Here is a 21,509-nt window from a genome sequence, read left to right as displayed (position 1 = left end):
TTCCGATTCTCTATCATGTGGGCTATTCAACTTTTCTCCTACCTTTGTTTGGTAGATTCATTTAAAAGCAGTTTTTAACAACTGACAAGACGTTATGTTCATGGGATTGAACAAAAAACATTGACGTCATCCAAGGAAAGGCACTTTTTTTGCTTATACAAAAGAAGGCAAATTAAAAAGGAACGATGATGGACGCTCGAAATGAACAATCAACTATCGTAAAAACAGAAGATTCCAAAGAATATTTTGCTCAACGAGAATTAAAAAAGGGTGCTGTTGGCTGGTTACTCTTGGTCGGTTTAGGGATTGCCTATGTGATTTCAGGTGACTTTGCTGGATGGAACTTTGGTATCGCACAAGGCGGTTGGGGCGGTATGTTTGTCGCAGTCATTTTTGCTGCGATTATGTATCTATGTATATGCCTCTCAATGTCAGAAATGTCGACCATGCTTCCTACAGCAGGTGGTGGATATAGTTTTGCCCGTATGGCTTTTGGACCATTTGGCGGTTATCTAACAGGAACAGCGATTCTGATCGAATACGCTATCGCTCCGGCAGCAATCGCGACCTTTATTGGTGCATATTGTGAATCCTTATTTGGAGTTGGCGGATGGTTAATTTATTTAATCTGTTATTTGGTTTTTATGGGGATTCATTTAAAAGGTGCAGGTGAAGCACTTAAAATCATGTTTGTGATTACTGCGATCGCAGTAGTTGCAGTGGTGGTGTTCCTTGTTGCGATGATTCCTCACTTTAACAGTGCCAATCTATTCGATATTGCAGTTGACTCATCTAAAGCCGGTGCGAGTAGCTTTTTACCCCAAGGTTATATAGGAATCTGGGCAGCAGTACCGTATGCAATCTGGTTTTTCCTTGCTGTAGAAGGTGTTCCTTTAGCTGCTGAAGAGGCCAAGGATCCGGCTCAATCATTACCACGCGGTTTGATTGGTGCAATGCTGATCTTGGCTGCTTTTGCCATCTTGATTTTAATATTGAGTGCAGGTGCAGCAGGTGCAAGTGTACTTAAAGATTCAGGTGCACCTTTGGTGGATGCGCTGGTTAAAGTATATGGGCACGGCATGTTGGCGAACTTTGTAAACTTTGTTGGCTTAGCTGGTTTAATCGCGAGTTTCTTCTCGATTATCTATGCCTATTCGCGGCAAATTTTTGCACTTTCTCGTGCGGGTTATTTACCGACGTCTTTATCATTGACCAACAAAAATAAATCGCCATATTTAGCCGTGATTATTCCGGGGATTATTGGCTTTTTATTGTCATTGACCAAACAAGGTGATTTACTGATTTTGATTGCGGTATTTGGTGCGACGATTTCTTATGTTTTAATGATGATGGCGCATATCAAATTACGTATTTCACAACCTGATGTATATCGTCCATATCGAACACCTGGTGGTATTTTTACTTCCAGTATTGCGTTGATCTTATCAATTGTCGCTGTGGTTGCGGGTTTCTTGGTCGATCCTAAAGTCTGGTTTATCGCTTTGGGCATCTATGTGGTCTTCATTGTTTATTTTCTTGTTTATAGTCGTCATCATCTGATTTCAGGCACACCAGAAGAAGAATTTGCCAGCATTAAGGCAGCAGAACAGGAATTATAATTATGAGTTATCGTTATAGCGTTGCTCAGCAACAATATATTTTCCAAGATTTAAAAACCTTAATGGCTAAGGCAACCCCATTACGTTCTGGTGATGAGTTGGCTGGTGTTGCAGCCAGTAATGCAACGGAACGTGTGGCAGCACAGATGGCCTTGGCTGACGTCCCGTTAAAAACTTTTTTAAATGAAACAGTCATCGACTATGACAAAGATGATATTACGCGTTTAATTATTGATGAACATCGTGCTGATTTATTTGCGCCAATTGCGCACTTTACTGTAGGTGATTTTCGCAATTGGTTGCTGAGTGAAGATGCAACTTCTGAAAAATTGGCCAATTTAGCCAAGGGTTTAACGCCAGAGATGGTTGCTGCTGTGAGTAAAATTATGCGTAATCAGGATTTAATTCTGGTTGCGAGTAAATGTGAAGTGGTGACACAATTTCGCAATACGATTGGTTTAAAAGGTCATTTATCAACCCGCTTACAACCAAATCATCCAACCGATGATGTATTGGGGATTTCGGCCAGCTTATTGGATGGCTTGATGTATGGTAATGGTGATGCTGTGATTGGGATTAATCCAGCCACAGACAACTTACATAATTTGTCAGAGTTATTGAAGTTACTCGACCATATTATTCAAGAATATGAAATACCAACACAATCCTGCGTGTTAACCCATATCAGCTCAGGGATTCAACTTGCAGAACGTAATATTCCAATTGATTTAATGTTCCAATCCATTGCAGGCACACAACTGGCCAATGAAGGCTTTGGTGTTACCTTGGATTTACTTCAGGAAGGTTATGAGGCGACTTTAGCACTCAACCGAGGCACAATTGGTCAAAATGTGATGTATTTTGAGACTGGACAGGGCAGTGCCTTATCCAGTAATGCGCATCATGGTGTGGATCAGCAAACTATTGAAGCACGAGCCTATGCAGTGGCACGTAAATACAATCCATTATTGGTCAATACTGTGGTTGGGTTTATCGGTCCAGAGTATTTGTACGATGGGAAACAGATTATTCGTGCAGGGTTAGAAGATCATTTCTGTGGCAAATTACTCGGTGTACCTATGGGTTGTGATATTTGTTATACCAACCATGCCGACGCAGATCAAAATGATATGGATGTGTTACTCACGCTATTTGGTGCTGCGGGAATTAACTTTATCATGGGAATTCCAGGTTCGGATGATGTGATGTTGAATTATCAAACCACATCTTTCCATGATGCCTTATATTTACGTCAGCTAATGGGATTAAAACCGGCCCCTGAGTTTTCGGCTTGGTTAGATCAGCAAGGAATTTTGCACCAAGAACAACGGCAAATTCATTGGCCAAGCAGTATGCCAAAAAACTTTGCTAAATTATTATCATAAAAAGGAGAGTAAACCATGAAGCTCTCAAAACTTGAAACTTTTCCAAATGGTTTTCATGAAGATCCTTGGCATAAGTTAAAACAATATACTGATGCCCGAATTGCGATGGGAAGAGTAGGATGTAGCATTCCAACTCAGGAATTGCTTAAGTTTCAACTCTCGCATGCACAGGCCAAAGATGCTGTTTTTCACCAATTAGATACTGAAAATATGCAAGCTCGGCTTAGAGATTTAAAATTTGAAAGTCTCATTGTGGAAAGTAAAGCAACTGACAAAGAAGTATATTTAAAGCGTCCTGATTTGGGCCGTGAGTTATCAGAACAGGCCCAAACTCAACTCACGACTTATGTGCAACAGCACCCACAGCAATATGATGTATGTATCGTGGTTGGTGATGGCTTATCAGCACGTGCAATAGAAGAGAATGCCATTGCCTATATCAATTCCTTACGTGAACATATTGATGCTGAAGGCTGGAAACTGGCGCCGATTGTGCTTGCAACTGGGAGTCGTGTGGCATTAGGCGATGAAGTTGCACAAAGTTTTAATGCACCCTTATTGATTATGTTGATTGGCGAACGGCCTGGTCTAAGCTCACCTGACAGTATGGGAGTGTATTACACATGGAAAGCGCGAAAAGGCAGTATGGATTCAAGCCGAAACTGTATTTCCAATGTACGACCGGCAGGGCTGAGTATTCAAATTGCCACACAGCGTTTAATGGCGTTGATGCGGAATTCATTTAAATTACAACTTTCAGGGGTCGATTTAAAAGATGACCACGTTGTTCCATTACAAAGCGATGAGCATCGCAAAAAATTATTATTCTAACGGCTAAATTTTTATATCTTGAACAAAGCAGTGCCTTGATGTTTAAGGCACTGCTTTGTAAATACTAGAGTATTTATTCAAGCTTAAGTGTTGTGAAAACCTTTAAGTTTAAAAAAATAAATCAAAAACCAAGTGTATTTCTCAGAAATATCCTACATTTAATTCCAGTCATAACTCAGCGTTTTTATTGAATATGCTTGATGTGGCATTTTAGCAAAGTCTATTTTTGAACTGAAAAAGGCATTTGGACGATCCACTTTTTACACAATTTAGATCATGCTGTTGATGGTATCGCAAGCATATATCGACATACTTCAAGAGACTTATTCGATCGAAATATCAGAAAAAAAGAGATGCAATGACATGTAAATGAGTCGAAATGACCTATGGAATTATACCCAGTTAAGTAAAATTCTAATAAGCGCACCAGCTAAATTAAAAAAATGATAATCAGCCAGAGGCAGGATCAACCATGGGCATTTTAAAAAAATTTATTAAATCGAGTGTGTATCATGAGCCATTACCTATTCGCCGTGATGTCAGATTTAATTTACCCGCAGAGCGAATCGCAGATTGGCATACCGCCGCAGGTCCAATTTTTACCGCATTGCTAAATACGTTTTCTATTGTCTTGCCTATCGGCGAACGCTTCTTTATTGATGCGGTAAGGGCACATCGTGATTTAGTCCAAGACCCAGAATTACAAAAAGCGGTGACGGCTTTTATTGGTCAAGAAGCGATGCATGGACGTGAGCATGAAGAATATAACCAAGCCTTATTTGCACGCTCACCGATTGCACCAAAATTTGAAGCATTGGTTTTAGAGATTTTTGGTCTGCTTAAACAGCATTTACCTGCATATTTTTGGCTCAGTGGAACAATTGCATTAGAACATTTTACCGCTTTATTGGCAGATTCTGTATTACGGACACCTGAGTTATTTGAAGGTGCTGAAGAACATTATGCCAATATCTGGCGTTGGCATGCTTTTGAAGAAACAGAACATAAAGCGGTGGCTTTTGATGTATGGAATACTGCAATGGGGCATGGTCCTTATGCCTATGCTGTTCGTAGTTTTGGATTGGTGGTCGCAACGATTGTGTTCTGGAGCTTAGTGATCCCTGTATTCTTGACCATTGTTAAAGGAGAAGGGAAGTTAAGCGATTTATCCAGCTGGAAAAAGACCTATCATTATACCTTTGGCGGCATTGGTGTATTAAGAAAGCAATTGGGAAATTATATCGATTATTTCCGTCCAAACTTCCATCCGTGGGACCATGAGAACCGTCAATACATGCAACAAATGGAACAATTGATTTATCAATTGGCTGAAAAAAAATAATCAAATATCATATTTAAAGGATTGGCTGTGTGTTTGTGATATATCGTACAGCACATGATTTTGAACAGCTTATCGAGTAGATCATTATGGTGATTTACTCGACTCGCTTTAAATCTGTATGAATTAGAAAAAACTTGAGAAAAATGATTCAGTTCAATCATTGATACAAACTATTTAAATAATTTGCCTGCTTGAGAAAGGATCTTTTTGCCTTTTTGAGTGACTTCTAATGTGACATCTGGTGTTTCACTTGCACCTAAAACATTACGATAAACTACATATTGATATGTACCACTGTTAAAAATGTAGTGGTGATTGCCGCCTGAACCATCCATTTCAACACGACCTTGATTTAAAATCAGATCAGGTTTTGTCGCTTGCGACTGTTTTGTTCCCCAAGATGCATAACGGTATTTACCATTGGGCATGGCATCTATACGCACTTGAAATTTGGCGGTTTTAAACTGTAATTCAGGTGTTTTAAAATTTTTAAGTGATGAATGTAATTGATTTTTCTGTTGTGAAATCAATTGCGCTTTATATTTTTGTTCAGCATCACTACTGTAGTTGATGGCTTTAATTTTATGACCATCTAACCATATTGTGCCGCCATTGAGCATTACACCACGCCAACCCATGCTTTCCCATTGTGATAGTTTTGAGTTGGCGATCTCTTGAATAAGTTGAGTATCAAACACTTGGTTAAAGCGTTGTTTCATCTGGGTTGCATTGGCAATACTTGGGATGGGTTCTTCACGATGTAAGGGATAGGTAATGTTGTTTGAAATCGCGGTGATATTTTTATTTTTAAATAATTTAATGACACTTTGCACATCTTTTAATTCGTTGGCATTTAGATTGTCGGCAAAGGCGCTAGTGGCAGTTAACGCTGAAATAAAGATCAGTAAATTTTTCATTTAAAATATGGTATAAGGCTGAGATAATTTAAATCATATAGTTTTCAGTGGACAATAAGCGAATGTTTTACAAATATAAGCTATAGGAAAGCAAAAAATATAAAAAAGCTTATATTTGAACCCGCTGATCATCAAAAAAGTCACAAGTCTTAGTGGCTTAAACTTCAACCACAACAAAATATTTTTTAACTGCTTCAAGCACTTCAAATGTACCGATAAATGAAGGTGGGATAATTCCTGCTTCACCAGCTTTAATTTCTACAAATGATGAGGCGTTTTTATCATGCAAACGAACAATACCTTCAATCACCTGAAAAAATTCCTGTTTATTGTCTGCAAATTGAATATCCCAGGCACCGACCTCGCATTGCCAAATACCACAATTCATATTGGGATGTTCATACAAACTTTGCGTAAGTCGTTTTGGATTTCCTTTGACCAATCGCTCTGCACGAGGATAATCGATAGTGGTTTCACTGTGTGTTAAACCATGACCTGCCAACCAAATTAAAGACATTGTAAAACCCTATCGTAAAATAAAGCCTCAATAAAATGAGGCTTTGAGATTTTTATTACTTGCTGAATGATTAGTCTTAATGTGCTTCAGGCACGGCAGATAAAAACTCACGACGTGCTTCTTTATCTGTTTTAAAATCACCGACAAATGACACGGTACGTGTGGTCGATTCTTGTTTGCTGACACCACGCATCATCATACACATGTGCGCTGAATCAATGACCACTGCAACACCACGTGCTTGAGTAACTTCAGCCACTGCATCTGCAATTTGCTTGGTCAACTGTTCTTGAATCTGTAACCGGCGAGCAAACATTTCTGTGATACGGGCAAATTTAGACAGTCCTAAAACATTGCCAGAAGGGAGATAGGCAATATGTACACGACCATGAAAAGGCAATAAATGATGCTCACATAACGAATAAAATTCGATATTCTTTACCAAGACCATTTCATCATTATCAGAAGGGAAGACCGCATTATTGGTCACTTCTTCCAACGTTTTGCTATAGCCAGACGTCAAGTACGAAAAAGCTTTAGCCGCACGCATAGGCGTATCTTTCAGACCAGGACGGTCTAAGTCCTCGCCAACGGCAGTTAAAATATTCGCGTAGGATTGCTGCATAGACATAAAACGTGTTCACTTATACGGTTTGAACAAGGACGGCATTGTATCAGAAAAATGAATAATATTTTCTAATTACAAGATAAACCGACACTTAAGAGAGTTTTGATCATTTAAAACAAATGATCATGGATTTCCATTTGATTTTGGATTTCTTTCAGCACGTTTCAGTAAAACCAAAACTGCGCCTGTGCCACCTTGTTTTTCAGGAGCACTGACAAAAGCTAAAACATCACGATGTTGACGAAGCCAGCCATTCACATAAGTTTTGAGTATGGCTTCTGGGCCTTTGCCATGGACAATTTTAATGACATTTTGGTTTTCATCTTTTGCCATTTGAATGATTTGCAATACAGCAGAGCGTGCTTCTTCAACAGTACAACCATGTAAATCAACAGCTTCAAACCAGCGTAGATTACCAGCTTTTAAGTCTTCAAAAACTTTATGTTGTAGTGTTGCGATGCGATAGCTTAAAGCCGCCTGACTTGCAACAGGATTTAAAATCGCTTGAGTATCTGACAATTCTGCATCATTAATTTCAAATGCACCTTCAGCCGCCGCGCGTTTGGCAAGGGTTTTTGCATCTGGTTTTTTGCGCAAATCACTACGCTCGATTTTGGCAATATTGCCGTTATCGAGTTTGGTTACACCGCCAAGTGCGGTTTTAAACAAATCAGCATCATCTAACTCTTCAGGTGCTGTTACTTGTGCATTCTTACTTTCATGTTGCACTGCAACTTTTGAAGAATGAGGAGAAGTGATTTGCTTTTTGAATTGTTTTAATAAATCAAGCTGTGATTTAGAGAATGTGGAATCAGATTTACTCATAATTGCAAAAAACAGTAAATGGACGGTATTAGGCGCTCAGTATAGTCTGAATCTTGTCAAATTTGAACTGAATTGAATTCACACAGTTATATCTGCTTTGATCGTGACTTGAATGTTGGGAATTTCAAAATTTAAAGGGGGAGTGGGGAAAGATAAAAACGGGGTGAGCGAACTCACCCTTTGACTTTTAATTACACTGTTTCAGGCAGACCAAATAACGCATTAAATGCATGATCAGGGCGTGGTTGCTTCATAAAGCTTTCACCCACAAGGAACGAATGAATATCGTGTTCTTGCATCATGCGCACATCATCTGGTGTTGCAATACCACTTTCAGTGATCAGTAAACGTGATGGTGGAAGTAACTTCTTCAAACGCAATGAGGTATTTAAATCGACATCAAAGGTTTTTAAATTACGGTTATTCACACCCAGTAAACAACGCTCTGAAAGTTGCAATGCACGTTCCAGTTCAGCCTCATCATGAACTTCAACCAAAACATCAAGGTTCTGCTCAAATGCGGTCTTTGACATTTCTTCAAGTTGTTGATCTGACAAACAAGCCACAATCAATAAAATACAGTCGGCATGTAAAGCACGCGCTTCGATAACGCCGTAAGGATTAATCAAAAAATCTTTACGTAGCGCAGGTAATTCACAGTGACTACGTGCAATCTGAATATTTTCATCAGCACCTTGAAAGAAATCTAAATCTGTTAAAACAGATAAGCAGGCTGCACCGGCTTGCTGGTATTGTTGAGCAATTTCAGCAGGGTTAAAATTTTCACGAATGATCCCTTTTGATGGTGAGGCTTTCTTAATTTCAGCAATCACACCTGGGCGTTTACTGTATAAAGATTTTGCAAAACCACGCACAGGTGTTGCAGCTTGGGCAAGCGCTTCAACATCGTTTAAACTACGTTGTTTTAAACGTTGAGCAAATTCTTCGTATTTACGATCAACAATTTTACCCAACATTGTATTGGCAATATCCACCATGATAACGTCCTCTAATCCTTAAGCTTCATACTCTTTGAGTGTTTTGGTAAATTCAGACAAAATGCCCATTTTTTCTAAAGCTTGCCCACCATAGATAATATCATGTGCTAAAGCGACGCCTTGTTTATAACTCTTGGTCAAACCTGAAACATAGATACCAGCACCTGCATTCAATGCCAGCATACTGGCTGCTTTTTCACCTTTTGCTGATTTCTTCTTACCGAGCGCATCTTTGATTAATGCTAAGCTCTCAGTAGCACTATCAACAGAAAGACCAGTTAAGGTTTGAGATTCAATATCTACATCTTCTGGTTGAATCAGCCATTCTGTGATTTCACCATTTTTTAATTCAGCAACATAAGTCGAGGAAGCCAAACTGATTTCATCTAATCCATCTTTAGAATGAACCACCATGACATGTTCAGCCCCCAGTTGTTTTAAAACTTCGGCTAGAGGACGACACAATTCTGTCGAAAATACACCAATCACATAGCGACGCACCCCAGCCGGATTCGTAAGCGGGCCAAGGAGATTAAAAATACTACGGAAGCCCAATTCTTTACGTGGGCCAGCCGCATATTTCATCGCTTTATGATGATTTGGGGCAAATAAGAAGCCAACCCCCATTTCACGGATGCAACGTTCTGTCTGGTGCATATTCAAATCAAGGTTAATCCCAGCCTGTTCTAAAAGATCAGACGAGCCTGATTTAGAAGAAACACCACGATTTCCATGTTTTGCAATGGTTGCACCTGCTGCCGCAATAACAAATGAAGAGGCAGTAGAGACGTTAAATAAGTTTTGCCCATCACCACCCGTGCCAACAATATCAATTAAATGCGGGATATCCCCCACATCAATTTTAATTGCAAACTCACGCATTACACGTGCGGCAGCGGTGATTTCGTCAATACTTTCACCTTTTAAACGAAGTCCCATCATAAATGCACCAATTTGGGCATCTGTGGCTTCACCACGCATAATGGTACGCATCACTTCCTCCATTTGAGGTTGAGTGAGTTCGATATTTTTAGTGATGTTATTTAAAGCTTGTTGAATATTCATTATCTTGTACTACGCATATTAAGCATAAATTTCTAAAAAGTTTTTAAAGATCTGATGACCATGTTGACTCAGAATGGATTCTGGATGGAACTGCACGCCTTCAATTGGCAATGTCTTATGTTTGACACCCATGATTTCTTCGATAGAACCATCTGCTTCATTGGTCCAGCAAGTAACTTCCAGACATTCAGGCACACTGGCTTGATCAATCACGAGTGAATGATAACGTGTTGCTGAAAATGGAGAAGGTAAGTTGCTGAAGATCCCTTGGTCACTATGATACATGTCAGATAAACGACCATGCATCACCGTTTTGGCACGTACAATTTCGCCGCCAAAAGCCTGACCAATCGCTTGGTGACCTAGGCACACACCGAGTGTTGGAATTTTTCCTGCAAAATGCTGAATAGCAGGGATAGAAATTCCTGCTTCAGAGGGTGAGCAAGGACCAGGACCAATCACTAAGTACTTTGGTTGCCATCGTTCGATATCCTCTAAGGTCACGGCATCATTGCGAACAACTTTAACGTCTTGGTTTAACTCGCCAAAATATTGGACAATGTTATACGTAAAGCTATCGTAATTATCGATCATTAGAAGCATGTTGATACTAACCTATAGAAATTTATCAATTTATTTTGTTTAGTGGTTTTGGATACCCGTTAGGTTACCCATTTTGAAAAAAGTACCTAGTTACAGCACAAAATAAAAAAAGCCTGCTAGGTGCAGGCTATGATATCAGATTCTTGTTTAAATTCTTCCACTTTTTGCTTTACATAGGTCTCATACTAGAATACATATTTTTCGGAAATTCGATTCGGTTGTTTGATATTTTCTTTTTTAATTTCAGAGTAAAATTTTTCTGACTATATCCGCCCAATCTTCAAGATATTGATCATACATTTTTTCAAGTGATTTGTAGTTAGTTCAGTTAAAAATCATTGGCTTTTGCATTGCTTAGACAAGCTATAGCATATAGGGTGTGCTTAATTGCTGCAAATCAAATGGGGGCAGATTAACTCTAATATTAATAAGCAACGGCAGTTGAGTTTAGGTGTTGAATCTTACAAATGGCAAACTGCGAAGGATGATTAAACTAAGCAAGTCTTGATTTAATATTAAAGTTTGCTTTATAAACAGATTTGCATATTTGGGGTTAGGGAGGCTATTGATTGTATGAAATATATATTTTTCTTAGCAATAATAGTGTCACTACTCATAATTATCTATAAACCTAGTATTCCCTCAGAAAATAAAGAAAGTAAAGAATTTCATAGACTAGGGACAGTACTAACTGAATGCCAGGGCATAGACCCACCCAAAGAGCTGGATAAGAAAAAATATTACGATTACTGTAAATGCGTTAAGAATCCTGTTGATGCACGTAACAAGGAAGAAAAAGAGAAGAGTTGTATCGAAGATTTAAGAAGCCCGAATTAATCGGGATTTTTTGTTTTATTTTCTGAATTTTTTATAATACTCGGGTCATAAGAATGATGAGCGTAGAGTAAAAAGTATGCTCATTACAAGCTTATAAAGCTACAGGATTTGAGGGGTGTTCGATACAAATTTTTCATCAGAATCAAATTATATTAATTTTGACTTGAACAATAATTTTACTCATTTTATTAAATTCGAACCTCCTCTGGGAGGTTTTTTTGATTGAGTGTTATTTATGGAAATTAAGCAATACACCAGCTTTACCCAAAATAAGCCAAACTAGATAAAATGCTGAACAACTTTAAGTTTCAATTCTTGAGAATATTTAACCATAGAAAAACACACTTAAAGTTAGACTAAGTAGTGCCTAGCTTTGGGAGTGCAATTCACTAGGGCACTTTTTAAAATCAATGAAAATACAATGTATTGAGTGAAAAACTATCTAAAACTTTTTTGATACTTTAACATCTGCAATTCTATCTTTGCAGCATCTTTTTTTATCTGTTCATTTAGTTCTTGATATTGCTCAAGCACCACTTGATTTTCTTGATTTGGATGTTGCTGTGTATCTTCATATTTTGGATTAAACATTAGATCTTTAGTGAGATCAAGATATTGTAATTGTAGTTGAATGAGGTCATGCATTTCAGAAGTACGTGACTTTAGTTGTTGATAGCTGATTTTGTATTGCTGAAAATACTGCTTAAAATTTTGTTTAATTTGTTCAGAATAAGCTTCAACACTCTGATCATTTGGATCAATATGAGGATTTTTTTGTTGATTTAAGTATGCATCCATTTGGTATTCAATTAATTTATAATCAACCCAATCATCAATTAAATCCTGTTTTTCGGATTTCGATATTTTAGCTGTGCTTTCATTTTGAGCAAAACTTGACTCAAGTGAAAGACTAAAACAGGATAGGAGAATACTCAGAGTTAGTAATATTTTTTTCATAAAATAAGGTCTGCTAACATTTGCTGTAAAAATGATGTTTATATTTAATAATTCCAAGAGTAATTATAACAAGCTCAGAGCAATGTATCCTCCAAGTTAGTCTAAAATTGTCCAACTTTCGGGGTGCAGTGAAATACTCGAAAACTGAATCACTAATTTATTTTTAAAACATTTTATATTACTTATTTAATAGACTTCTTTCATAAGTGCTTTTTAAAACCATAAATCAACATAAAGGCACCCTCATCCTGACCTTCTCCCAGAGGGAGAAGGAACTTTCAATACCAATATAATTCACTTCACATGATCATTTTTTGATTTATGAAAGATCTTTAATAAGCGAGGTAAACCGATACACGCTAAAAAAATCAATTGGGATGTATAGCAATATAAGATTAATTGATCAAATGAAAACAAATTTATTCATCTTATCGATATTAATATACAAATGTTATTAATATTTTTTAATAAAACATTTAGTTTTATTAAAGTTGATTGGCATTATTACTCAGCTAAAATATCACTAGACTAGCTTTATTTTAAATTAAATTATTGAAATTTAATAACATATTTTATTTGTGCTATCTGGGTTAAATCTTACTTGAGTTTTTTTTTAATAACTATTCTTGTATTTTATACGCTTAATAGTATATTAAATTTGTACAAAATTTTTACAGCAAATATAGTGTTTTGTATTTTATTTTTAAATAAAAATGATAAACTGTTCACACTCTGTATGAGGCCATGGGGGCTAAATGAAAGAAGAAATAAAAATCGCTATATTCGGTTTGAGTTTAAATGTGCTCGATGCAATTAAGCAGAAAATACGATCTATGTATGATGACTCACTTCAAGTAAGTTGGGCGAATATTGCTGACCCTCATTTAGATATTCTTCTTGTGAATGATATGTTTTTTAGCTCACCTACAATTCAAAATTTGGTTGGTGTTAAAAAAGTCCCTTATTTGCGTCTGGTCAATAAGAATGAAAAATCAGGGCAAATAGAAGGAGATAAATTATATTTACCTTTTTCACCCTCAGATGAAATTCGAAAATGGTTTAAAGATCGCTATTTACATGTACCTGTCAGTGAGAAAACCGTCAATATTGTCAATCAGATTTCTAAAAAAGCCGATTTAACCAAGGTGGTTCCTGAGCTTTTTAATGAACGAAATGGCAATGTTCAAGTATTCGACTCAAAAGGCAACATCGCATTAGTTAATATTCGCACACAACAAGTTTGGATAGATCCATTGCGAAAAGTACAAGGGACGGATGTTTCTTTAAATTTTACTTATGCAACTATGCAAATGGCACAGTCTGTGAGTACTTTTCAAGGTATAGAACTTAGATCTTGGGTGTGGAATTTATTGTGGTATTCAGATGATGTCAATATTCCAATCAGTTCTAACGATTGTTATAAACTACTAGATTGGCCGCAACCGAATCATCAAAATGAACGGCAAATGGTTTTTAAAATTGCCGCGTGTTTTGAATTGGGAGCAAGTGTTTTCCAAGTGGCTCAGAAAACAGGCTATAGCAAAGAACAAGTCGCTAAATTTGTTTCAATTGGTGTGTTGACCAATGCGCTGAAAAAAATAGCGGTTGAAGATGCAAAACTACTTACTGAGGAAAAACAATCTTCAGGCATTTTACGTGGATTTTTTGGTAAGTTAAGGAAAAAATTAGGGCTTTAAGTGTGTAAAAACATGCAAATCAAATAAGGCTTGTAAAAATTAACCCTTAAATCAAGTTTGTTTAAACTGACACGATAAATAAATGCATAGTCAGTTTATATGATGCAGTGATAAGTTTAAAAATAGGTGATGATGTGATCTTACAAAAGTATAAAATTGTTTTTGGCGGTAAAATGGGTGCTGGTAAAACAGAAGCAATCAAATCATTATCTGAAATTTCAGTCTTATCTACAGAAGCACAAAATACAGATGAGCAAGCGCACAGTAAGGCATTGACCACTGTCGGGATTGACTATGGTGAAATCAAATTAGATGAAGGCGTTATTGTTGGATTATATGGTACGCCAGGGCAGGATCGCTTTGATTTTGTTTGGTCTGTGATATGTAAAGGCGCAATCGGTGCGGTGGTGTTGATTGATCATACGAAAAAAGATGCACTTGAGGATTTAAAATTTTATTTTCAAAGTTTTAAAGAACATCTCAACAATATTGTGGTTGGTGTGACCCACATAGATGAAAATCCGCAGCATCTATTAAAACCGTATAAAGATTGGATGCAATTAAATCAATTGACCATGCCAATTTTTGCGGTGGATGCCAGAAAAAAAGATGATGTATTGGTTATGGTTGAAGCGCTTATTGCAAGAGCCGAAGTCGAATTTGGCTAATTGTCGATATAGTAGATCGTAGATTATAAAATCACATTACTTTATTAAAGGCTGTATAGAACAATGTTAAAGGCGTATACATAATGAATACGCCTTATTTTAATGCTTTTGAAATAAAAAATTGCCATCATCTTAAAAAATAGTCGATAAAAAGTGTTGTTCGCGCAATATAAGCACCAAGATAAAACATTTTATTCAGTTTGCACAAAAATAGTGCGTTAAAATTGTGCGTAATAATTTTAAAATGAGAAGTGTGTTTGAATATGGTGCAATTCTATTTGCACTCAGTATAATAGATGGAATTTAATCGTTGCTAAGCTTATTTTCTGATAAGAAATTCAATATTTTAGCAATTATTTTAAAAGTTGGTATGCTACTTGCTATATAAATACCAACTACTAACACGCACTTCACAAGTGCAACAAAATTCATTGGAGCAAAATGAGCATGGCGAACAAGGTCCTTCAACTCATACAAGAAAGTGGCGCAAAATGGGTCGATTTTCGCTTTACTGATACTAAGGGTAAAGAGCAGCACGTAAGCTACCCATCAGACACTATCGATGAAGATACTTTTGAAGATGGTAAAATGTTTGATGGTTCTTCAATTGCTGGTTGGAAAGGCATTGAAGCATCTGACATGATTTTACGTCCAGATCCTGAAACAGCTTTCCTTGACCCGTTCTTTGCTGAAGCAACCATCGTCGTTACTTGTGATGTTATTGAACCATCTACTGGTCAAGGTTATGACCGTGATCCACGTTCGATTGCTCGTCGTGCGGAAGAATACCTAAAATCAACAGGTATTGGTGATACTGCATTCTTTGGTCCAGAACCAGAATTCTTTGTTTTTGACGAAGTTAAATGGGACATCGATATGTCTGGCGCTCGCCATACATTAATCGCTGAAGAAGCTGCTTGGTCTACAGGTAAAGACTACGAAGCAGGTAACTCTGGTCACCGTCCTCGTGTTAAAGGTGGTTATTTCCCAGTTCCTCCAGTAGATTCTTCACAAGATATGCGTGCTGAAATGTGTGCTCGTATTGAAGACATCATGGGCCCTGGTCGTGTAGAGGTGCACCATCATGAAGTTGCATCATGCCAATTAGAAATTGGTGTAAGCTTCAATACGATGGTTCGTAAAGCTGACGAAGTTCAACAATTCAAATATGCTGTTTGGAACGTTGCGCATCAATATGCGAAAACTGCGACGTTTATGCCTAAGCCTATGGTTGGTGATAACGGTTCAGGTATGCACGTTCATATGTCTATCTCTAAAGATGGCAAGAACTTGTTTGCTGGTGATGAATACGCTGGTCTTTCAGAAATGGCGCTTTATTTCATCGGTGGTATTATCAAGCATGCGCGTGCATTGAATGCGATCACAAACCCTTCTACTAACTCGTATAAGCGTTTGGTTCCTCATTTCGAAGCGCCAATTATGCTTGCTTATTCTGCACGTAACCGTTCTGCTTCGATTCGTATCCCATATGTTTCTAGCCCTAAAGGCAAACGTATTGAAGCGCGTTTCCCAGATCCAATGATGAACCCGTATTTAGGTTTTGCGGCATTATTAATGGCTGGTCTTGATGGTATTCAAAACAAGATCCATCCAGGTGAAGCAGCTGATAAAAACTTATATGATCTTCCTCCTGAAGAAGAAGCGAAAATCCCAACAGTTGCGCATAGCCTAGATATGGCGCTTGAAGCACTTGAAGCGGATCATGAGTTCCTTCTTAAAGGTGGTGTATTCACAAAAGAAATGTTGGATGCATACATCGAGCTTAAAACTGAAGATGTACGTCGTTTAAATACAACGACTCACCCAGTTGAATTTGATATGTATTATAGCTTGTAATTCGTTTTCGAATTTAAGTGATGAAAAACCTGCCTTGTGCAGGTTTTTTTATGCATGAAAATTAGAAATTCAGCATTTTAATTTTAAAATTATGAGAGGGGAGAATTGTCAGTAATGCTGTGTTTGGATTTTGACGATATTGAGTTTGAAGATGCTGAGTTTAATGATAAAAAGCCAGTTAAATAACTGGCAATGAATGAAATTTAAAAAATAATGTTTAGTGTGAACCCGTGATATTCTGTTGATATTTCACCATATATTGTTCACGAATTTCATTACGCTCATCAGATGTTGACGCTTTTTGCATTTTTTTACGCATTTCGTTGCGTTCAGCGGTGCTCATTTGCTGCCAGACTTCACGCATTTTTTGCTTTTCTTGTTCAGGAAGCTGAGTAAACCAATCCATGCGTTGTTGCAGTGCTGCACTTTGATCAGTCGGAATTTCTTTTAAATTTTGATAGCGCTTAATCAGTGCCTTTTGCTCATCCTCAGAAAGGGCATCCCATGTTTCATTGACTTGACTGTTCGCATCTTTAGAAAAAATCCAAAAACGTTCAAATCCAGCAAAACTTGTTTGTAGAAAACCAATAGCACAAAATGCCAAAGCTAATTTTCTAGCTGCCATGAGAATTTTTATCCTCACCAAATACCGATAACATGTCTAAATCTTCCATCATTTGAGGTGAAAGTTTAGGGCTAATCACCACTTGTTGTGGGGTTTGTGATTCTGGTGATATATCAAAAGCATTAGGAATCACAACAAAACCAGTAATTGCCGCTGCAAGTGCAAAACCAGTCATTTTCCAGTGACCAAAACGTGAGGTTTGTTTATCTTGGATATGGTCAAGCACATTGTTCATCACCACTGCTTTATTGCGGTGATGACGTGCAGCTTCATCCAGTTTTGCCGTCACTTGTTTGGTGAAATCATCATTATTCATGTGATGAACCTCCATACGGATTTAAATGTGAGAGCGAAGTTCTTAGTCCTTGAATAGCTCTGTGATAATGAGTTTTTACACTACCTTCTGTACAGTTCATAATAGATGCAGTGGTTTGAGTATCAAATCCTTCCCAAGCACGTAACATAAATGCTTGTTGCTGGCGTACAGGGAGGCGGCTAATGGCTTCTTGAATTTCCTCAACGGTGACATCTTGATCTAGAAATTGAAGTGGATTAGGTGTGGATTCATCCACAATTTCCATGGCCTCTTCATCATCAGAATCTAAATCAATTTTTCGAAATAACGAAAATGGAGAAGCGCGTCGTGCTTCTTTGCGTCGCCAATCTTGTAATTTGTTATTTAAAATTGTATAGAACAGTGGATACCATTCTTCGGTAGATTTCTCAGCATAAGATTTATGTAAGGAAATAAATGCTTCCTGTACCAAATCCATCGCAATCCCATTGTGACCTTGGGTTGCATTTTCCATCATCACTAGGGCACGACCCGTCACGTCCTGCATGAAAAAACGCAGGCGCTGCTCGCTCGTACTCGTTTGAGCACTTGCTGTTTCAGACTGTGACTTCTTTGGTGCTAAGTCCATAGAGATGGAAAATCCCGTCATGGGTACCCACCATTATTTTAAATTCATATCTCTATAACGTTAAAAAAATGGTTTGGGTTGACATGTAAATCAATTATTTTTTTCAGTTTAAATGATTTTTTCCAATAACGGGCAATATTTAAAATAAATTAACCTTATAGTCGTTGTCTAACCATTTCAAAGAAACAAATCGAGCCAGCAACTGCAACATTGAGTGATTCTTGACCACCGGGTTGCGGAATAGATACCGCTTCTGCGCGTTTAAGGGCGAAATCTGAAACACCTTGACCTTCGTTACCTAAAATCCAAACACATTGTTTGCGCAGGTTTTTAGTATAAAGACTTTCTGCCTGATGCGAACTGGTGACATACACAGGAATTTTAAATTGCTTGAGCAGGTCTTCAAGGATCACGTTTTCATATGTGTGTAATGAAAAATGTGCCCCCATACCGGCACGTAATACTCGTGGTGACCATAATGATGCAGAACCTTTGGTACAGACAATTTGTTCAATACCCGCAGCAGCAGCTGATCTGAGTAATGTACCTACATTGCCTGGATCTTGGACATTTTCAAGAATTAGCGTGTCTTCAGTAAAATTCAGTGCCTGAGTTGAACTTGGTAAATCCACAATGGCTAGACATGCAAGGCTGGTTCCAAGGGTACTTAAATCTTTGTATAAAGATTCACCGACCACAAACACAATACCTTGATATTGGTCAAGGATACTGCCTAAATCTTCATGATCTAAGGCATGTTCAGTGGTAAAAATTGAATTAATTTTTCGACCTTTTTCTAACCATGCAAGCGTAAGATGGGTTCCCTCAAGTACAGTTTGTCCTTGTTTTTTACGGTAAGTATTTTGTTCAATTAAACCTCTGAGATGTTTAATTTTGGGATTGTCTTTTGATTCAAGGAAAATTGTAGGCATGGGAGAGTACGTCCAAAAAATTAAGTAGGGTCTGTGATCATTCTATAAAGAAATTGCAACAGACCCTAGCTGGCGTTACTCCCTAAATAGAGAGTAAGAAAAGAGAGAAGAATTAGTTGTGGTAGCTGGTAACAAGCTCAACTTCATTCTTAGAACCAATGATAACAGGAACACGTTGATGTAACTCAGTCGGTTGAATCTCTAAAATACGTGTACGACCTGTAGTCGATGCGCCGCCAGCTTGTTCCATTAACATACTCATTGGGTTGGCTTCATACATTAAACGTAAACGACCTGCTTTTTTAGGATCTTTAGTATCGTATGGATATAAGAAAATACCGCTACGGCATAAAATACGATGAATATCACCTACCATACACGCCACCCAACGCATATTGAAATCTTTTTCACGTATAGATGTTTTACCTGCTTGTAGTTCTTCGATATAACGTTTTACAGGTGCTTCCCAATGACGTTGATTTGATGAGTTAATCGCAAACTCTTTGGTATCCGCAGCAACTTGAATATTTTCAGAAGTGAGTAAGAATTGCTTTTCCTCAGGGTCGTAAGTGAAGAACACAACGCCTGCACCAACGGTCAAAGCCATCATTGTCGATGGGCCATAAAGCACATAACCTGCTGAAACTTGTTGAATCCCTGCTTGCATGAAGTCTTCAGCTTGCGTTACAGCATTTTGCGCAGGAAGGATAGAAAAAATTGTTCCAACACACATGTTAATGTCAATATTGCTTGAACCATCTAATGGATCAAATAAAACCAAATATTTGCCATTGTCTTGAGCTGGGGTAAATTCATCTAATTCTTCAGATGCGAGTCCGCCTACATTTGGATTGGCTTTTAAAGCATCAATTAAATAATCATTTGAAATCACATCAAGTTTTTTTTGCTCTTCACCTTGTACATTTTCATGTTGTGCACTCCCCAAGACACCGGCTAAAGCACCTTTTTGTAAAGCCTGATCGATGGTTTTGCAGGTATTGGCAATAGTTTCAATCACATTGGCAAGTTCAGGTGTTAAGTTCCCTTGTTGTTGTTCTAAATATTGGGATAGGGTGCGATATGACATATCAGAGGTGCTCCAAAAGCGATAAATTTTTACAAACCAAATAATGGAGGCTATTTTAGATGAGTTCAGCACAAAATAGAAATTATCCTGTGTTATTTGTCGTGAAATTACCCTTGAAAGTATTTTAGAAAGTGTTATGTTGAATATACGTACAATAGCGTAAAGGAGCACTGACATGACAACGACAAAGTTTGAAGCGACTCCGACTCCAAATGAAAGCATTGATTTAAAAGATATTAGTGCTGAAAAAGTGAAAGAAGCATGGAAGAATTACGAAGCTAAGCCTGAATTCAAGGAATTCAATAAGCATGACATGATTGAATCTATGCAAAGCCCCAAGCCAGATGAGTCAAAGGCTTAATCAATAAAAAGCGTTCATTGCGATATGAGCGCTTTTTCTATTCATTTATTTTATATTAACTCCGAACAATAAATCTTCATGATAGAGATTGATCACAAAACAGGCATTATCATTCCGTTTAATAAAATTGGTGAACTGGAGTGGGATGTTAAGACTCGCCTAATTTTAGAATCTCTTGCTGATTTAAATGATGATGAGATTGCACCTGCAATTGATGATGAGCAAATTTTAAAACTTGAACAGCGTTTAAATTGTCGCTTACCTGAATCTTTAAAGATCTTCTATCAACACTTTGGGATTGCTGATATTGGTGAACAATTACAGCAATTTGATGATATTGGCTACTTAAAAGATATTTGGGCAAATGCACCGCAATATGCGCCTGAATTTAGTCAGACTGATTTAGCAGTTTTACCTCATCTGATTACATTTAGTGATTATCTTGGTAATGGCAATATGTTTTGCTTTCATGACATCAGCAAAGAAATCTATTACTTTGATCATGACGACACGCCGTATTTAAGTAAAATATTGGACTGTGTGGATGACTATATTAAAGGTTGTCTGATTTTAATACAGTCTGAGTTTTTTGCTGAAGCGCATCCAGATGAGGTGGATGAATGGGTAGAGGAACGGTTTATTGCGTTATTTAATGAGCAAATACTCAAGAAATGGCGTTATTAATATAAATTACCATTGAACATTTTAAGCAGTTTCTTATTTTACTGTACTAAATCAAAATTTTATCTTGAAATACGAAAGCGCAGAATAAGAATAAGCTCTGGTAAAAATGCCCAATTGAATTGGGCATTTTTTATGGTCTATTTTAACAATG

General features: G+C 37.5%; 23 protein-coding genes and 1 pseudogene. 11 read left to right on the top strand and 13 right to left on the bottom strand.

All coding sequences use genetic code 11. The features are described 5' to 3' along the window. The first annotated feature begins 188 nt into the window (after positions 1–188). The 4 genes from eat to AC07WY_RS06010 all read left to right on the top strand — a co-directional run bounded on the left by eat (position 189) and on the right by AC07WY_RS06010 (position 5,177). Positions 189–1,619 carry an ethanolamine permease gene (gene eat, locus AC07WY_RS06025; protein ID WP_105714103.1) on the top strand — a complete coding sequence of 477 codons (1,431 nt, stop codon included), beginning with the start codon at positions 189–191 and terminating at the stop codon, positions 1,617–1,619. Between the two features lie 2 nt (positions 1,620–1,621). Further along, a complete protein-coding gene (locus AC07WY_RS06020) occupies positions 1,622–3,004 on the top strand; it encodes an ethanolamine ammonia-lyase subunit EutB (protein ID WP_262086260.1) in 1,383 nt (460 codons plus the stop codon). A 15-nt stretch (positions 3,005–3,019) separates the two neighbouring features. Continuing rightward, positions 3,020–3,835: an ethanolamine ammonia-lyase subunit EutC gene (gene eutC / locus AC07WY_RS06015; RefSeq protein WP_004822715.1), complete on the top strand. Its 816-nt coding sequence runs from the start codon at positions 3,020–3,022 to the stop codon at positions 3,833–3,835. Between the two features lie 472 nt (positions 3,836–4,307). Further along, on the top strand, positions 4,308–5,177 hold the full coding sequence (locus AC07WY_RS06010) for a metal-dependent hydrolase (RefSeq protein WP_494735957.1): 870 nt from the start codon (positions 4,308–4,310) through the stop codon (positions 5,175–5,177). A gap of 170 nt (positions 5,178–5,347) precedes the next feature. Here the strand turns inward: AC07WY_RS06010 and AC07WY_RS06005 are convergent, their stop codons facing one another. From AC07WY_RS06005 to AC07WY_RS05975, 7 genes are all read right to left on the bottom strand, one after another. Beyond that, complete coding sequence (locus tag AC07WY_RS06005; RefSeq protein WP_262086259.1) at positions 5,348–6,094, bottom strand: hypothetical protein; 747 nt, start codon at positions 6,092–6,094, stop codon at positions 5,348–5,350. A gap of 157 nt (positions 6,095–6,251) precedes the next feature. After that, entirely contained in the window at positions 6,252–6,611 is a 360-nt protein-coding gene (locus AC07WY_RS06000; protein WP_419336660.1) for a cupin domain-containing protein, read from the bottom strand. 76 nt (positions 6,612–6,687) lie between these two features. Further along, the gene (folE, locus tag AC07WY_RS05995; RefSeq protein ID WP_171064926.1) at positions 6,688–7,236 is read right to left on the bottom strand and encodes a GTP cyclohydrolase I FolE; all 549 of its coding nucleotides are present in this window, start codon (positions 7,234–7,236) and stop codon (positions 6,688–6,690) included. Between the two features lie 126 nt (positions 7,237–7,362). Beyond that, positions 7,363–8,064, bottom strand: coding sequence for a Smr/MutS family protein (locus AC07WY_RS05990; protein WP_262086257.1), 702 nt, complete (start codon positions 8,062–8,064; stop codon positions 7,363–7,365). A 191-nt stretch (positions 8,065–8,255) separates the two neighbouring features. After that, positions 8,256–9,062: an indole-3-glycerol phosphate synthase TrpC gene (trpC, locus tag AC07WY_RS05985; protein ID WP_262086256.1), complete on the bottom strand. Its 807-nt coding sequence runs from the start codon at positions 9,060–9,062 to the stop codon at positions 8,256–8,258. Between the two features lie 18 nt (positions 9,063–9,080). Then, positions 9,081–10,127, bottom strand: a complete 1,047-nt coding sequence (gene trpD, locus AC07WY_RS05980) for an anthranilate phosphoribosyltransferase (protein WP_419286521.1) — start codon at positions 10,125–10,127, stop codon at positions 9,081–9,083. An 18-nt stretch (positions 10,128–10,145) separates the two neighbouring features. Next, positions 10,146–10,730, bottom strand: coding sequence for an anthranilate synthase component II (locus AC07WY_RS05975; RefSeq protein WP_004724599.1), 585 nt, complete (start codon positions 10,728–10,730; stop codon positions 10,146–10,148). A 371-nt stretch (positions 10,731–11,101) separates the two neighbouring features. On the opposite strand from AC07WY_RS05975, the pseudogene AC07WY_RS05970 reads away from it, so the two are divergent. Further along, a pseudogene (locus tag AC07WY_RS05970) lies at positions 11,102–11,219 on the top strand (phage minor head protein); the annotation flags it as partial. Between the two features lie 84 nt (positions 11,220–11,303). After that, positions 11,304–11,567, top strand: coding sequence for a hypothetical protein (locus AC07WY_RS05965; RefSeq protein WP_494735956.1), 264 nt, complete (start codon positions 11,304–11,306; stop codon positions 11,565–11,567). A gap of 438 nt (positions 11,568–12,005) precedes the next feature. Here the strand turns inward: AC07WY_RS05965 and AC07WY_RS05960 are convergent, their stop codons facing one another. Then, positions 12,006–12,524, bottom strand: coding sequence for a hypothetical protein (locus AC07WY_RS05960; RefSeq protein WP_494735955.1), 519 nt, complete (start codon positions 12,522–12,524; stop codon positions 12,006–12,008). Positions 12,525–13,279: 755 nt separating this feature from the next. Here AC07WY_RS05960 and AC07WY_RS05955 point away from each other — a divergent pair. The 3 genes from AC07WY_RS05955 to glnA all read left to right on the top strand — a co-directional run bounded on the left by AC07WY_RS05955 (position 13,280) and on the right by glnA (position 16,746). After that, positions 13,280–14,221: a hypothetical protein gene (locus AC07WY_RS05955; protein WP_494735954.1), complete on the top strand. Its 942-nt coding sequence runs from the start codon at positions 13,280–13,282 to the stop codon at positions 14,219–14,221. Positions 14,222–14,355: 134 nt separating this feature from the next. Continuing rightward, positions 14,356–14,889, top strand: coding sequence for a GTP-binding protein (locus tag AC07WY_RS05950; RefSeq protein WP_494735953.1), 534 nt, complete (start codon positions 14,356–14,358; stop codon positions 14,887–14,889). Between the two features lie 441 nt (positions 14,890–15,330). Further along, complete coding sequence (glnA, locus tag AC07WY_RS05945) at positions 15,331–16,746, top strand: type I glutamate--ammonia ligase (protein ID WP_016539490.1); 1,416 nt, start codon at positions 15,331–15,333, stop codon at positions 16,744–16,746. Positions 16,747–16,963: 217 nt separating this feature from the next. On the opposite strand, the gene AC07WY_RS05940 is transcribed toward glnA, so the two are convergent. From AC07WY_RS05940 to AC07WY_RS05920, 5 genes are all read right to left on the bottom strand, one after another. Next, positions 16,964–17,371: a DUF3106 domain-containing protein gene (locus tag AC07WY_RS05940; RefSeq protein ID WP_004724554.1), complete on the bottom strand. Its 408-nt coding sequence runs from the start codon at positions 17,369–17,371 to the stop codon at positions 16,964–16,966. Further along, complete coding sequence (locus AC07WY_RS05935; RefSeq protein ID WP_105714121.1) at positions 17,361–17,687, bottom strand: hypothetical protein; 327 nt, start codon at positions 17,685–17,687, stop codon at positions 17,361–17,363. Before AC07WY_RS05935 ends, AC07WY_RS05940 begins: the two co-directional genes overlap by 11 nt. Then, positions 17,680–18,294, bottom strand: coding sequence for an RNA polymerase sigma factor (locus AC07WY_RS05930; protein ID WP_016539489.1), 615 nt, complete (start codon positions 18,292–18,294; stop codon positions 17,680–17,682). The genes AC07WY_RS05935 and AC07WY_RS05930 overlap by 8 nt, the downstream gene beginning before the upstream one ends. A gap of 155 nt (positions 18,295–18,449) precedes the next feature. Beyond that, a complete protein-coding gene (locus AC07WY_RS05925) occupies positions 18,450–19,226 on the bottom strand; it encodes a TrmH family RNA methyltransferase (RefSeq protein ID WP_004724547.1) in 777 nt (258 codons plus the stop codon). Positions 19,227–19,338: 112 nt separating this feature from the next. After that, positions 19,339–20,313 (bottom strand): class 1 fructose-bisphosphatase, encoded by a 975-nt coding sequence (locus AC07WY_RS05920; RefSeq protein WP_034611751.1) that lies wholly within the window; start codon positions 20,311–20,313, stop codon positions 19,339–19,341. Positions 20,314–20,488: 175 nt separating this feature from the next. Here AC07WY_RS05920 and AC07WY_RS05915 point away from each other — a divergent pair, with 175 nt between their 5' ends. Beyond that, positions 20,489–20,674 carry an NF038105 family protein gene (locus tag AC07WY_RS05915; protein ID WP_004724542.1) on the top strand — a complete coding sequence of 62 codons (186 nt, stop codon included), beginning with the start codon at positions 20,489–20,491 and terminating at the stop codon, positions 20,672–20,674. Positions 20,675–20,752: 78 nt separating this feature from the next. Continuing rightward, positions 20,753–21,358, top strand: a complete 606-nt coding sequence (locus AC07WY_RS05910) for an SMI1/KNR4 family protein (RefSeq protein WP_494735952.1) — start codon at positions 20,753–20,755, stop codon at positions 21,356–21,358. Positions 21,359–21,509 lie beyond the last annotated feature (151 nt).

The organism is Acinetobacter sp. GW821-FHT01C12 (genome assembly GCF_059422625.1).
The sequence above is the reverse complement of the archived record's forward strand: the minus strand, read 5'-3'. Positions and strand labels throughout refer to the sequence as shown.

Excerpts from the sequence above, each read along its gene's own strand:
- eat (WP_105714103.1), top strand. The coding sequence starts at position 189 with ATGGACGCTCGAAATGAACAATCAACTATCGTAAAAACAGAAGATTCC.
- AC07WY_RS06020 (WP_262086260.1), top strand. The coding sequence starts at position 1,622 with ATGAGTTATCGTTATAGCGTTGCTCAGCAACAATATATTTTCCAAGAT.
- eutC (WP_004822715.1), top strand. The coding sequence starts at position 3,020 with ATGAAGCTCTCAAAACTTGAAACTTTTCCAAATGGTTTTCATGAAGAT.
- AC07WY_RS06010 (WP_494735957.1), top strand. The coding sequence starts at position 4,308 with ATGGGCATTTTAAAAAAATTTATTAAATCGAGTGTGTATCATGAGCCA.
- AC07WY_RS06005 (WP_262086259.1), bottom strand. The coding sequence starts at position 6,094 with ATGAAAAATTTACTGATCTTTATTTCAGCGTTAACTGCCACTAGCGCC.
- AC07WY_RS06000 (WP_419336660.1), bottom strand. The coding sequence starts at position 6,611 with ATGTCTTTAATTTGGTTGGCAGGTCATGGTTTAACACACAGTGAAACC.
- folE (WP_171064926.1), bottom strand. The coding sequence starts at position 7,236 with ATGCAGCAATCCTACGCGAATATTTTAACTGCCGTTGGCGAGGACTTA.
- AC07WY_RS05990 (WP_262086257.1), bottom strand. The coding sequence starts at position 8,064 with ATGAGTAAATCTGATTCCACATTCTCTAAATCACAGCTTGATTTATTA.
- trpC (WP_262086256.1), bottom strand. The coding sequence starts at position 9,062 with ATGGTGGATATTGCCAATACAATGTTGGGTAAAATTGTTGATCGTAAA.
- trpD (WP_419286521.1), bottom strand. The coding sequence starts at position 10,127 with ATGAATATTCAACAAGCTTTAAATAACATCACTAAAAATATCGAACTC.
- AC07WY_RS05975 (WP_004724599.1), bottom strand. The coding sequence starts at position 10,730 with ATGCTTCTAATGATCGATAATTACGATAGCTTTACGTATAACATTGTC.
- AC07WY_RS05965 (WP_494735956.1), top strand. The coding sequence starts at position 11,304 with ATGAAATATATATTTTTCTTAGCAATAATAGTGTCACTACTCATAATT.
- AC07WY_RS05960 (WP_494735955.1), bottom strand. The coding sequence starts at position 12,524 with ATGAAAAAAATATTACTAACTCTGAGTATTCTCCTATCCTGTTTTAGT.
- AC07WY_RS05955 (WP_494735954.1), top strand. The coding sequence starts at position 13,280 with ATGAAAGAAGAAATAAAAATCGCTATATTCGGTTTGAGTTTAAATGTG.
- glnA (WP_016539490.1), top strand. The coding sequence starts at position 15,331 with ATGAGCATGGCGAACAAGGTCCTTCAACTCATACAAGAAAGTGGCGCA.
- AC07WY_RS05940 (WP_004724554.1), bottom strand. The coding sequence starts at position 17,371 with ATGGCAGCTAGAAAATTAGCTTTGGCATTTTGTGCTATTGGTTTTCTA.
- AC07WY_RS05935 (WP_105714121.1), bottom strand. The coding sequence starts at position 17,687 with ATGAATAATGATGATTTCACCAAACAAGTGACGGCAAAACTGGATGAA.
- AC07WY_RS05930 (WP_016539489.1), bottom strand. The coding sequence starts at position 18,294 with ATGGACTTAGCACCAAAGAAGTCACAGTCTGAAACAGCAAGTGCTCAA.
- AC07WY_RS05925 (WP_004724547.1), bottom strand. The coding sequence starts at position 19,226 with ATGCCTACAATTTTCCTTGAATCAAAAGACAATCCCAAAATTAAACAT.
- AC07WY_RS05920 (WP_034611751.1), bottom strand. The coding sequence starts at position 20,313 with ATGTCATATCGCACCCTATCCCAATATTTAGAACAACAACAAGGGAAC.
- AC07WY_RS05915 (WP_004724542.1), top strand. The coding sequence starts at position 20,489 with ATGACAACGACAAAGTTTGAAGCGACTCCGACTCCAAATGAAAGCATT.
- AC07WY_RS05910 (WP_494735952.1), top strand. The coding sequence starts at position 20,753 with ATGATAGAGATTGATCACAAAACAGGCATTATCATTCCGTTTAATAAA.